Source organism: Streptomyces sp. G45, assembly GCF_049542095.1.
Classification (GTDB): domain Bacteria; phylum Actinomycetota; class Actinomycetes; order Streptomycetales; family Streptomycetaceae; genus Streptomyces.
Map to the genome: position 1 here is coordinate 8,804,582 of NZ_JBMUZU010000001.1, position 13,346 is coordinate 8,817,927.

Here is a 13,346-nt window from a genome sequence, read left to right on the forward strand (position 1 = left end):
GCGGGAGGGCACGGCGGGTCTCAAGGCACCGCGGCCGTCCCGCGGGACGGCCGCGGGGGAGGGGCGGCGGCGCGCTCAGGGGAAGCTGAGCACGTCCCCTGCGTCGCGCTCCACCGCGCGCCGGTAGATCTCCGCGCAGGCCACGACGTCCTGGATGGGCAGGCCGAGCGACTTGAACACCGTCAGCTCGTCACCGACGCGCCCCTCGGCACCGGCCAGCACCTCGCCGATCTCGCCCCGCACGGCCTTCTCGTCCAGGACGCCCTCCTGGATCGGGATCATCAGGTCACCGGCCTCGGAGAGCGCCGCCTCCCGGCTGTCCACGAAGATCCGGGACCGGGCGATCAGCTCCGAGGGCAGCTCCCGGCAGGTCGGCCCGAACGCGCCCACCGCGTTGATGTGCACCCCGCCACCGGTCACGTCGGCGTCGGCGAGGACCGGGGAACAGGCGGAGGTGACCGTGCAGATGACGTCCGCGTCCGCGACGGCACCGGACGCGGAGTCGGCCACCTCGGCGGGCAGGCCCCGGCCGCGCGCCCACTCCACCAGCTCACGGGCGCGCTCGGCGGTCCTGCTGTACAGCCGGATCCGCTCCCACGGCCGCACCCCGGCCAGCGCCTCCAGGTGCCCCCTGGCCTGCACGCCCGCGCCGATCACGCCGAGCGTCGTCGCGTCGGGGCGGGCCAGGCTCTGGGTGGCCAGGGCGGAGACGGCGGCGGTGCGGATCTCGGTGACGGAGATGCCGTCGATCAGGGCGAGCGGCTCGCCGTGCACGGCGTCCACCAGGATGACCAGGCCCTGCACGTTGGCGAGGCCCTTCTCGGCCGCCCGCGGGAACATGCTGAGCAGCTTCAGGCCGAGGGTGTCCTCGGACGCGGCGGGCATCAGCAGCACCATGCCGCCCTCGCCGGGCGGCTCCACCGTGATCCGCGGGTGCTGGTAGGCCGAGCCGTCGCTGAACGAGGTCAGCGCGCGCTTCATGGCGGGCAGCGCGTCGGCGCCCGAGTACAGCGACCGGACGGTCTCGCCGTTGATGACTCGCAACATGTCCGTGGGTCCTTTCAGCAAGGGTCAACAAGGGGTCAACAGGGGGCCAGTGGAACGGAGGGGCAGCAGGAGCGGGTGAACCGGCGGGTGCCGGGGTCAGAACGCGAAGCGGGACAGGTCGTAGCCGGTCCGCCCGTCGAGCGCCAGCTCCACGCAGGCCCGGCCGAGCAGCGGTATGTACTTGAAGCCCCAGCCCGCGCCGTGCACGACCAGGCGGCGGGCGCCGGGGACGGAGTCGGGGGCGTGGCCGAAGTAGAACTGCCGCTCGTGGTCCTTCGGCAGGGCGATCAGACAGGTGCCCGGGTGCAGCGGGTTCGGGTCGAGCGCGGGCATGTGCTCGGCGACCCAGTCGGCGGTGCGCTTCACATGGCGGGGCGCGGGCGTCCGGCTCGCGCCGTACGCGTCGTCGAACACGTCGACCTCGAAGTCCGGCGCCACCCGCACCAGGTCGCCCGTCGCCCACGGCAGCCGCCCGAACCCGTAGAACAGGTTGGTGTCCTCCTCGGTGGGCCGCTGGAAGGCGAACCACGTCGGGTAGTCGAAGTCCGGGTCCACGCACCGGAAGTACGCCGTGGCCATCTCGTACAGCTCGACGTCGAAGTCGATGCCCAGGGGGCGCAGCAGCGGCGCGGAGAACGCACCGGCGGCGACGATCACGTGGTCGGCGCGGTAGTGGCCGTGCTCGGTGCGCACGGTGACGCCGTTGTCGTCCGGCTCGATGGCGCGCACCGGCTCGCGGTCGCGGACCCGCGCACCGGCGGCGCGGGCCTGCTCGTACAGCAGCCACAGCGTGGCCCGCACGTCCACCATGCCGCCGTCGGGCTGGAAGAAGCCCTCGTAGTGCCCGGGCAGCCGGGCGAACCGGTAGCGCTCCTCGATGTCCTTGGCGGCCAGCCACTCGTACGGCAGGCCGAGCCGGTCCAGGACGGCGACGGCGGCGTTGACCTGCCCCTCGTTGGTGGAGGTCGCGGTGTCGCCGAACCAGAGGCTGCCGGTGCGGTGCACCAGGCGGCGGCCGCCCGCCTGCTCCAGCTCCGCCCACAGCGGCAGGGCCTCCACGGTGAGCCTCGCCAGGTCCTCCTGGGCGTACTGCAGCCGCCACTGCCGCTCGGCGCCGCCCGAACTGCCGTGCTCGTGCAGGATCTCGTACTGCTCCAGGACCAGCACCGAGTGGCCCCGGCGGGCCCCGGCGCAGGCCGCGGCGAGGCCGACCGGGCCGCCGCCGATGACGACGATGTCGTAGTGGGTGGGCCGCGTGCTCACGGAAGCGGTCATGCGATGTCCCTTCGTCGCTGGTCGTCGGCTGGTCGTCGGCTGCTGGTCGGCTGCTGGTCGGCTCCAGGTCAGCGGGGCCCGGCGGGCCCGCGCGGTGTCCGGGCGCGGGTCACGCGCGGGTGGCCTTGGCGAGGGCGCGGCTCACGGCGGCCGCGAGGAACTCCACCTGGCCGTCGGTGAGTTCGGGGTGGCAGGGCAGGTTCATGTGCTCGTGGAACCAGGCCTTCTCGGCGCGCGGGCAGTCGCCGAGGGCGCTTCCCCGCGCCCGCCACTCCGGCAGCAGGTGCAGCGGGAAGTAGCGCAGGTACGTCTCCACGCCCTCGGCGGCCAGGACGCGCACCAGCTCGTCGCGGTCCACGCGCCGGGAGTCCACGGAGAAGGTGAACAGGTGGTAGGCGTGCTCGACTCCCGGCGGCACGGACTGCACGCGCACGGTGTCGTACGCGGCCAGCTCCGCCGTCAGCCGCGCGGCCACCGCCCGCCGCCGCGCCACCAGCTCGGGCAGCCTGCCCAGCTGCACCAGGCCCATCGCCGCGGCGGCCTCGCTGAGCGCCGCGTTGGTGCCCGCGCGTCGCACCCGCAGGCAGTCGTGCGTGTACGCCTCGCCCGGATACAGCGCGCCGAACGGCGGCTCGCTCGACCCGGCGATGCCGCCCTCACGGGGCGTGAGGACCATGTCGGCCTGGTTGCCGCGCACCCGCCGCAGCCGCTCCGCCCAGTCGTCGCGGTCCGTGGTGACCATCCCGCCCTCGCCGAGGGTGGTGATGTTCTTGCTGGAGTGGAAGCTGAAGCAGCCGATGTGCCCGAGCGCGCCGGGCCTGCGGCCGTTCAGGGAGCTGCCGAGGGCGTGCGCGGCGTCCTCCACCACGGTCAGGCCGTGCTCGCGGGCCACCCGCATGACCGCGTCCATGTCGGCGGGCAGACCGCCGTAGTGCACCAGCAGGATCGCCTTGGTGCGCGGCGTGACGAGCGCGGCGACCCGCTGAGGGTCGATGTTCGCCGTGGCCGGGTCGACGTCGGCGAACCGCACCCGCACGTCCCGGTCGAGCAGCGGCTGGATCGTGGCCTGGTAGGTCTGCGGGGTGGTGATCACCTCGTCGCCCGGCTCCAGGTCGAGCAGGTGGATGGCCAGCTCCAGGGCGACCGTGCCGCTGGTCACCGACAGCGCGTGGCGCACCCCGACGTGCGCGGCGAACCGCTCCTCGAAGCGCTCCCTGACCTCGCCCGCGGACAGCGTGGCGCCGGAGAGCATCACCTCGCGCACGGCCGCGACGTCGCTCTCGTCCAGTCGGCTTCCGACACGTGAGTACGGCACTGTGTAGCGCGGCGGCGCGGCCGCCAGATTCGTCTCCATCATTCCCCAGTTCCCGACAGCGGGCGTGTGGCCGAGCGGTGCTCACCGCAGTTCCTCGGCGACCTCCTCCTCCGCCATGGCGTCGACCTCGGCGCGCACGGCCGCCTCGATCACGCCCGCCAGCTCGGCGACCGTGCGGTGCTCGAACAGCGCCCGCAGCGGCAGCCGCACGGCGAACGCCTCGTCGACGCGCGTGACCACCCGGGTGGCGAGCAGGGAGTGCCCGCCCCGGTCGAAGAAGTCGTCGTGGACACCCACGCCCGCGCCTTCCGCGAGGCCCAGGACCTCGTCCCAGATCTCGGCGACGGCCTCCTCGGTCGCCGTGCGCGGCGCCACCGCCTCCGTTCCCGACCACTCGGGCGCGGGCAGGGCCCGCCGGTCGACCTTGTCGCTCGCGGTGAGCGGCAGCCGGGCGAGGAACACGAACGCCGCCGGGACCATGTGCCGCGGCAGCGTGGCCGCGAGGTGCGCGCGCAGCTCGGCGGGGGCGGGCTCCGCCCCGCGCGGCACGACGTACCCCACGAGCTGCGGGCCGCCCGGCGAGTCCGCCGCCGTCACGGCCGCCGCCGCGACGCCCGGGTGGGTGAGCAGCGCGGCCTCGACCTCGCCGGGCTCCACGCGGTAGCCGCGGATCGCGAGCTGGTCGTCCGCGCGGCCGAGGAAGCGCAGCCCGCCCTCCTCCAGCCACAGCGCCAGGTCACCCGTCCGGTACAGGCGGGCGCCCGGCTCCCCGCCGAACGGGTCCGGCACGAACCGGCTCGCGGTCAGGGCCGGTTGGCCCACATAGCCGCGCGCCACGCCCGCACCGCCCAGATACAGCTCACCGGGCACGCCGAAGCCCACCGGGCGCAGCGCCTCGTCCAGGACGTACGCCGTGACGTGCGGGAGCGGTGCCCCGATGGGCGGCAGCTCCCAGGGGGCGGTCAGCTCACCGGTGGCCGTCGCCACCACCGCGTTCTCCGTGGGCCCGTAGTGGTTGACCACGGGCAGGCCCGCACCGGCGGCCGCCCGCGGGCGCAGCACGTCGCCGCCGGTCAGCAGGGCCCGCAGCGCGGTGGTGTCCGCGAGCGGCAGGTCGAGCAGGGCCTCCGCGAGCGGCGTCGGCGCGAAGGCGAGCGTGGTGCCCGCCGCCGCGAAGTGCTCCGCGAGCGCCTGAGGGGAGGCGACCGTGTCGTCGTCCGGCACGTCCAGGCAGGCCCCGGACAGCAGCGTCGGCCAGATCTCCCAGCCCGCCGCGTCGAAGGACGGGCTCGCCACCTGGCTGACCACGTCACCCGGCCGCAGCGCGTAGGTGGCGACGTGCCAGCGCACGAGGCTGAGCAGCGCGGCGTGCGGGACCGCGACGCCCTTGGGCTGCCCCGTGGAGCCGGAGGTGTAGACGACGTACGCCGCGCGGGCCCCGCTCCTCGGGTGCGGCGGCGCCGGGGCGGCGCGGTCCTCGGCGGCCTCGACGGCTCCGAGCAGCGTCGTGGAGTGCTCCTTCGGCACCAGGTGCGCCAGTTCGGGCACGGTCAGGACCGTCGCCGCCCCGGAGTCCGCGAGGAGGAAGGCGATCCGCTCCGGCGGCAGGTGCGGGTCGACCGGCAGATAGGCCGCGCCCGCCTTGAGGGTGCCGAGGAGCGCCGTGACGAGGTCGGCGCCGCGGGGCAGCAGGACCGCCACCACCGCTTCGGGGCCGTGGGCGGCGAGCGCGGCGGCGACGCGGTTCGCGCGGGCGTCGAGCCGCGCGTACGTCCACCGCTCGGCGCCGTGGGCGAGGGCGGGCGCGTCGGGGGTCTCGCGGGCCTGCCGGGCGAACGCCTCCGCGACGGTCACGGCGGCGCCCGCGCCCGCGGCGTGCCGTTCCTGGGGGCGCGCGACCAGGTCGAGCTCGGCGGGGCCGGTCATCGTCAGGGAGCGGACCGGCGCCTCGGGGGTGCGGACGACCGCGGCGAGCAGCGTCGCGTAGTGCTCGGTGACGCGCCGCGCCACGGCCTCGTCGAACAGGTCGGTGGCGTAGACGAGTTCACCGGCGAGCGTGCCGTCCGAGCGCGCCGTCAGGTGCATCTCCAGGTCGAAGCGGGTGACCGCGCCCGCGCTGTCGAACGGCGACACCTCCAGGCCCGCGGGCGTGAACGCGTCCAGGGCGTCCGCGTCGAAGAGCTGGAAGCACACCTGGACGACCGGGTTGCGCCCGAGGTCGCGGGGCGGCGCCAGCTCCTCCACGAGCTGCTCGAACGGCAGGTCCTGGTGGACGAACGCCGCGAGGGTGTCCTCGCGGACCCGGTCCAGGAGCTGGTCGAAGCGCGGATCGTCCGACAGGTCGGCGCGCAGCGGCAGCAGGTTCACGAAGAACCCGATGAGCCGGTCGAGGCCCGGCCGGTGGCGGCCGGACACGGGGCTGCCCACCACCACGTCGTCGACGCCCGCCGTCCGTGCGAGCAGCACCTGGAAGGCGGCAAGGGCCGTCATGAACGGCGTGGCCCCCCGGGACCTGGCGAGTTCGCGCAGGCCCTTGGCCGTCTCCCGGTCCACGTCGAAGGAGACCACCGCGCCCCGGTACGACGGCACGGGCGGGCGCGGCCGGGCGGTGGGCAGCTCAAGCGCCGCGGGCGCACCGGCCAGCGCCTCGCGCCAGTGCGCGAGGTGCTCGGCGGCGGCGTCGGCGGTGAGCGCGTCGTGCTGCCAGGCGGCGAAGTCGGCGTAGCGCAACGGAGGTTCGGCGACCTCCTGGCCCTCGTAGGCGGCCGCCAGCTCACGGCCGAAGAGCTGCCGGGACAGGCCGTCGAACACGGCGTGGTGGACGACGACGGCGAGGACGTGGTCGTCGTCGGCGAGCCGCAGCAGCGTGCCGCGCACCAGCGCCCCGCCCGCCAGGTCGAACGGGGCGACCGCGTCGCGCGCGACGTGCTCCTCGGCGGCCCGCAGCGGATCGGCGGCGCCGCCCAGGTCGACCACCGTGAGGGGCACGGCGGGCCCCGGCAGCAGGACGGGCTCGCCGTCGCGCTCGTCGAAGCGGCAGCGCAGCACCTCGTGCCGGTCCTGGACGCCGGTGAAGGCCCGGCCCAGCGCGTCGGCGTCCAGCGGCCCGCGCAGCCGGTGCGCGAACGGCACCAAGTAGGCGGGCAGGCCCGGCTGGAGGCGTTCGAGGAACCACAGCCGCCGCTGCGCGAACGACGGCCTGCGCGGACCCTCGCCGCTCCCGGCGGAAGCCACGGCGGGCGTCTTGGCCGTCGCCTCCCGTGTCGCCGCCTCCCGCGCCTCCGCCTCCCGTGCCGCCGCGACCGCGTCGGCGAGCCGCGCCACGGTGCGGTGCGTGAACATCACGCGCAGCGGCAGCTCCACGCCCAAGTCCCGGGCGACGCGGTGCAGCACCTCCACGCACAGCAGCGAGTGGCCGCCCAGGGCGAAGAAGTCGTCCCGGACACCGAAGTCCCGGTGGCCGAGAACCTCCGCCCACACCTCGGCGATCCGCGCGTCGACGGCGTGGCGCGGCGAGCCGTCCGCCGAACTCCGCTCGGGCGCGGGCAGCGCGCCCCGGTCGATCTTGCCGGTGGCGGTGGTGGGCAGCACCGGCAGCGTGACGAAGTCCCGCGGCGTCATGTGCGCGGGCAGCCGGTCGCCGAGCCAGTCCAGGAGCGCGTCCGTGTCGAGGCCCGGCGTCTCCAGATGGGCCACCAGCCGGACACCGTCGCCGCCGCCGGTGCCGTCGGCGAGCGCCGTGACGGCGGCGCGGGACACCGCCGGGTGCGCCTCCAGGACGGTCTCGATCTCGCCGGGCTCCACGCGGTAGCCGTGCACCTTCAGCTGGAAGTCGGCGCGGCCCAGGAACTCCAGGGTGCCGTCGGTGCGCCACCGGCCCCGGTCGCCCGTCCGGTACATGCGGGCCCCCGGCTCGCCCGCGAACGGGTCGGGCAGGAACGACGCCGCGGTCAGGTCCGGGCGCCCCAGATAGCCGCGCGCCAGCGGCGGCCCGGCGACGTACAGGTCTCCCGGCACCCGCGTGGGCATGGGGCGCAGCCGCTCGTCGAGGACGTAGATCCGCGCCTCGGAGACGGGCGCGCCGATGCCGGGCAGGGTCGGCCAGTGCGCCGCCGGTGGGCTCAGCCTGCCCGCGGTGACGACGTTGACCTCGGTGGAGCCCCACTGGTTGTCCACGCGGACGCCCAGGGCGCGGATCGCGTCCGTGATCACCAGGCGGTCGCCGGTGGTGATCACCTCGGTGAGCGAGCCCAGGCGCTCCGGGTGGCGCGCGGCAAGCTCGCCGAGGACGGCGCCGGGCAGCAGCACCGTGGTGATCCGGTGGGTCTCCACGAGCGCGGCCAGCCGGTCGGTGTCGTACCGGTCGCGCTCGTCGGCGAGGACCAGCGTGCCGCCCGTCCACCAGGTCGACCACATCTCGTAGGCGCACACGTCGGACGTCACCGGGAAGTACTGGAGGGCGACGGGGGCGGGGGCGTAGCGCTGCGCCGCCCAGTGCATCAGGCGGGCCGTGGGGCCGTGGTCCATCACCACGCCCTTGGGGCGGCCCGTCGAGCCGGAGGTGTAGACGACGTACAGCGCGTTGCGGGGGCCCGCGCGGTGCCGCCCGCCCGGCGGCGCGTTGGTCGGCGCGTCGAGGTCGGCCACCGTCGCGACCGGCACGGGCCAGTCGCCGTCGGCGGCGTCCGGGCCCGCGGTGACGACCAGCGCGGCCCCGGAGTCGGCGGCGAGCAGCCGCAGCCGCTCCGCCGGGTGGTCGGGGTCCAGGCCGACGGCGACGGCGCCCGCCTTGGCGATGGCCAGCAGCGTCAGCGGCAGCTCCGCCGTGCGCGGCAGGCACACCGCCACCCGGGTCTCCACGCCGATGCCGCGGCCGGTGAGCGCGGCGGCCATCCGCTCGGCCCGCTCGTCGGCCTCGCGGTAGGTCCACCGCGTGGCGCCCGCGACGAGCGCGGTGGCGTCGGGGGTGGCGCGGGCCTGCTCCTCGAACCGGCCGATCACGGTGGCCTCGGGGTCGACGCCGGTGAGCGCGCTGTCGTTGAAGCCGGTCAGCAGGCGGGCCCGTTCGCCGGGCGCGACGTCGACCAGCTCGTCCACGGGGCGGCCGGGGTCCTTCGCGACGCGGGCGAGCAGGGCCGCGTAGTGCTCGACGAACACGTCCATGGTGGCGCGCTCGAACAGGTCGGTCGCGTAGACCAGTTCGCCCGCGAGGCCGCCGTCCTCCTGCTCGGCCAGGCGCAGCTCGACGTCGAAGCGGGTGGTGCCGCCCTCCGGCACGATCCGCTCGGCCTCGGCGCCCTCCACGACCAGGCGGCAGTGCGGTGTGAACAGGTCGAACCACGCCTGCACGATCGGGTTGCGCCCCATGTCGCGCGGCGGGGCCAGCTCCTCCACGAGCCGCTCGAAGGGCAGCTCCTGGTGGGCGAACGCGTCCAGGGTGGTCTCGCGGACCCGGTCGAGCAGCTCGCCGAAGGCGGGCGCGCCGGACAGGTCGGTGCGCAGCGGCAGCGAGTTGACGAACAGGCCGATCAGGCCTTCGAGTTCGGGCCGGTCGCGCCCGGCGGCCGGGCAGCCGATCACCACGTCGTCGGTGCCCGCCCAGCGCCCCAGCAGCGCCTGGTAGGCGGCCGCCGTGGCCATGAACAGCGTGGCCTCGCGGGCCCCGGCCAGCTCGCGCAGGGCGCGCACCACGTCCGCGGGCAGGTCGAAGCGGATGATGTCCGCCCGGAACGACGGCTGGAGCGGGCGCGGCCGGTCGGTGGGCAGCTCCAGGGTCGGCGGGGCGCCGCCGAGCTTCGCGCGCCAGTACGCCGCGTGCGCGCCCGCGACCTCGTCGGTCAGGGCCCGCCGCTGCCAGGCCGCGAAGTCGGCGTAGTCCACCGGCAGCGGCGCGGGCTGCGGCGCCCCGGGCACGGTGCGGGCCCGGTAGGCGAGGGTCAACTCCTCCTCGAAGACCGGGATGGACACGCCGTCGAACACCGAGTGGTGCACGGTCACCTGAAGGACGTGGTCGTCCTCGCCGAGCCGCAGCACGGTGGGGCGCACCAGCGGGCCCCGGGCCAGGTCGAACGGCGTCTGCCCGCTGCGCTCGGTGGACTCCAGGGCGGCGCGCAGCGGATCGGGCTCGCCGCTCAGATCGCGGTGCTCCACGGCGATGTCCGCGCTGTCGGTGTACGCGATCCGGGGCGTGCCGTCGGCGCCCTGCTCGTAGTGGCTGCGCAGCACCGCGTGCCGGTCCAGGACCGCCCGCAGCGCCGCTTCGAGGGCGGGTACGTCCAGGGGGCCCCGGATGCGGTAGGTGGTGTCCGGCATGACGTACGCGATCAGGCCCGGCTGGAGCCGGTCCAGGAACCACAGTCGCCGCTGCGCGAAGGACAGCTGGGGCTCCTCGCCGTCGGGGCGGCGGGTGGGGGCGGTGCGGGCGAAGGGCACCGCGCCGCCGAGCGCGGCGGTGAGCCGCGCCACCGTGCGGTGGCTGAAGATCGCGCGCAGCGGCAGGTCGACGCCGAAGACCTTGCTGACGCGCGCGGTGACGCGGGTGGCGAGCAGCGAGTGGCCGCCGAGGTCGAAGAAGTCGTCGTGGACGCCGACGCGTTCCAGGCCGGTCGCCTCCGCCCAGATCCGCGCCATGGCGGCCTCCCGCTCGTCACGGGGCGCCGCGTAGTCGTCCGAGACACCGGACTCCCGGTCCGGCAGCGGCAGCGCCTTGCGGTCGAGCTTGCCGGGGCCGGTCAGGGGCAGCTTGGGCAGCGTCAGCACATAGCTGGGCACCATGTAGTCGGGAAGCAGACCCTCCAGGTAGGCGCGCAGCGCCGCGGTGTCCGGCGCGGTGCCCGCCGCCGGGACGACGTAGGCGGCGAGCCGCAGGTCGCCGCGGACGAGTTCGATGGGCACGACGGCGGCGTCGGTGACGTCGGGGTGCTCGCCGAGCAGGGCGGCGATCTCGCCGGGCTCGATGCGGTAGCCGCGGATCTTGACCTGGTCGTCGGCGCGGCCCAGGAACTGCAGCGTGCCGTCGTCGAGGCGGCGGGCGAGGTCGCCGGTGCGGTACAGGCGCGCGCCCGGCTCGGTCGCGAAGGGGTCCGGCAGGAACCGGTCGGCGGTCAGGTCCGGCCGGTTGAGGTAGCCCCGGGCGAGGCAGGCGCCGCCGACGTACACCTCGCCGGGGATGCCGACCGGCACCGGGCGCATCCGCTCGTCGAGCAGGTACACGCGGGTGTTGTCGATGGGGCTGCCCACCGGCGGGTCCACCGGCCAGTCCAGCGGGTCGCCCTCCAGCAGGTGCGCGGTGATGACGTGGGCCTCCGTGGGCCCGTACTGGTTGTCGACGCGGGCGCCGGGCAGCCGCTCGACGAGGTCGGTGATCTCCCGCGTGAGGTGCAGCTGCTCGCCCGCCGTGTGGATGTCGAGCAGCGGCGGCAGCGCCGGGCGGACGCTCGCGGCCTGCGCGATCTGCTCCAGGACCATCGGCGGGCAGAACAGCCGCCGGGCACCCGCGCCGATCATGGTGTCGAGCAGCTGGTCGGGGTCGCGCCGCTGGTCCTCGGTGACCAGGACGATGGCGCCGCCGTCCAGCCAGGTGGAGAACATCTCCTGGAACGAGATGTCGAAGTTGATGGCGGAGAACTGCAGTGTGGGGCCCGCCGTGCGGGCCCGGCCGAGCTGCCAGCGCAGCAGATTCAGCAGCGGACGGTGCGTCATCGCCACGCCCTTGGGGCGGCCCGTGGACCCCGAGGTGTAGATGATGTAGATCAGGTGGTCGGCGGTGGTGGCGCGCGGCGGGTCGGTGCGGGGGCGCCCGTCGGGGGCGGGCGGCTCGATGGCGGCGACGCCCGCGGGGAGGCGGTCCACGAGCCCGGGGGCGGCGATGACCTGCCGGGCCCCGGCGTCGTCGAGCATGAAGGCGACGCGGTCCTGCGGGTGCTGGGGGTCCAGGGGCAGATAGGCGCCGCCCGCCTTCAGGACGCCGAGGAGCGCGGCGACGAGTTCCGGGCCGCGCGGCAGCAGCAGGCCGACCACGGTTTCGGGGCCGACGCCGGTGTCCTTGAGCTGCCAGGCGATCTGGTTGGCGCGGGAGTTCAGCTCCCAGTAGGTGAGGCGCTCGTCGCCGAAGACCAGGGCCGTCGCGTCGGGGGTCCGGGTGACCTGCTGCTCGAACGCGCCGATGACCGTGGCGTCGTCGGGGTCCCGCTCGGGCGTGGCGGTGTCGTTCCAGCCGTGCAGGAGGCGGTCCAGCTCGGCGGGCGGCGCCATGGTCAGCTCGCCCAGCGGGCGCCTCGGGTCCTGCGCGACGGCGGTGAGCAGGGTGACGTAGTGCTCGGCCAGGCGCTCGGCCGTGGCCCGGTCGAACAGGTCGACCGCGTACACCAGATGGCCGCGCAGGCTGCCGTCGGCGTGCTCGACCAGGTGCAGCTCCAGGTCGAAGCGGGTGGTGTACCAGTGCGCGGGGAACTTCTCGGCGACCGTCCCCTCCAGCTCCAGGCGCACCCGCGGCGTGAACAGGTCGAACCAGGTCTGCGTGATGGGGTTGCGGCCGGTCTCGCGGGGCGGCGCCAGCTCCTCGACGATCCGGTCGAAGGGCAGCTCCTGGTGGGTGAAGGCGTCCAGGGTGGTGTCCCGCACGGCCTCGACGAGGTCCTCGAAGGACCGCCCCGGGTCCAGGCGGGGGCGCAGCGGCAGGGAGTTGACGAAGAAGCCGATCAGGTCCTGGAGTTCGGGCCGCTCGCGCCCGGCGGTGGGGCAGCCCACCACGACGTCGTCGGTGCGGGCGTAGCGGCCGAGGACCTCCTGGTAGGCGGCGAGCGTCGTCATGAACAGAGTGGCGCGGCGGCTGCGGGAGATCTCGCGCAGCGCGTCCACGACGGGCGCGGGCACGGTGAAGGAGGCGGTGCCGCCCCGGTAGGACGGCACGGGCGGCCGGGGCCGGTCGGTGGGCAGTTCGAGCACGGGCGGCGCCCCGGCGAGCCGCTCGCGCCAGTAGGCGACGTCGTCGGCGGTGGCCTCGGCGGACAGGGCCTCGCGCTGCCACGCCGCGAAGTCCGCGTAGTCCACGGTCAGCTCGGGCCAGTCGGGGGCGGTGCCGGTGAGCACGGCGCGGTAGGCGGTGCTCAGGTCGGCCTCGAAGACGCCGATGGACAGGCCGTCGAAGACGCTGTGGTGCACCGTCACCTGAAGGACGTGGTCGTCGGGGGCGAGCCGCAGCAGGGTGGTGCGCAGCAGGGGGCCGGTGTCCAGGTCGATGGGGGTGCGGGCGGCCTGGCGCACGAAGGCCCGCACGGCGGCGTGCGGGTCGGGCTCGGTGGAGACGTCCACCACGTCGAGCCGGGTCTCCTCGGGGTCGTCGAACACCAGGCGGGGCCCGGCGTCGCCGTTCTCGAAGCGGCTGCGCAGCGCCGCGTGCCGGGCGGTGACGGCGCGCAGGGCCGTGCGCAGCGCGTCGGCGTCGACGGGGCCGCGCAGCCGGTAGGTGGCGTCGGGCATGACGTAGGCGATGGCGCCGGGCTGGAGCTGGTCCAGGAACCACAGGCGCATCTGGGCGAACGACGGCTCGGCGGGGGCGCCCGGGGGCCGGGGGGCGAGTTCGGGTCCGGCACTGGTGGCGCGTCGCCCGCCCTTGAGGCGCTGGGCGAGCAGCGCGGCCTGTCCCGGAGTGAGCCGGGGGCGTTCGGCGGTCATGCGTCCTCCAGGTTCGTGTGCACGGCGAGGGGGG

The 13,346-nt window shown here is 75.4% G+C and carries 4 protein-coding genes; all 4 read right to left on the bottom strand.

The features are described 5' to 3' along the window. Positions 1 to 75 precede the first annotated feature (75 nt). The 4 genes from ACOBQU_RS37470 to ACOBQU_RS37485 all read right to left on the bottom strand — a co-directional run bounded on the left by ACOBQU_RS37470 (position 76) and on the right by ACOBQU_RS37485 (position 13,312). Positions 76 to 1,047, bottom strand: coding sequence for an ornithine cyclodeaminase family protein (locus ACOBQU_RS37470; RefSeq protein WP_423633700.1), 972 nt, complete (start codon positions 1,045 to 1,047; stop codon positions 76 to 78). Positions 1,048 to 1,143: 96 nt separating this feature from the next. After that, positions 1,144 to 2,322 carry an NAD(P)/FAD-dependent oxidoreductase gene (locus ACOBQU_RS37475; protein WP_423633702.1) on the bottom strand — a complete coding sequence of 393 codons (1,179 nt, stop codon included), beginning with the start codon at positions 2,320 to 2,322 and terminating at the stop codon, positions 1,144 to 1,146. Positions 2,323 to 2,431: 109 nt separating this feature from the next. Next, positions 2,432 to 3,679, bottom strand: coding sequence for a DegT/DnrJ/EryC1/StrS family aminotransferase (locus ACOBQU_RS37480; protein WP_423633704.1), 1,248 nt, complete (start codon positions 3,677 to 3,679; stop codon positions 2,432 to 2,434). A gap of 39 nt (positions 3,680 to 3,718) precedes the next feature. Beyond that, positions 3,719 to 13,312 carry an amino acid adenylation domain-containing protein gene (locus tag ACOBQU_RS37485; protein WP_423633706.1) on the bottom strand — a complete coding sequence of 3,198 codons (9,594 nt, stop codon included), beginning with the start codon at positions 13,310 to 13,312 and terminating at the stop codon, positions 3,719 to 3,721. Positions 13,313 to 13,346 lie beyond the last annotated feature (34 nt).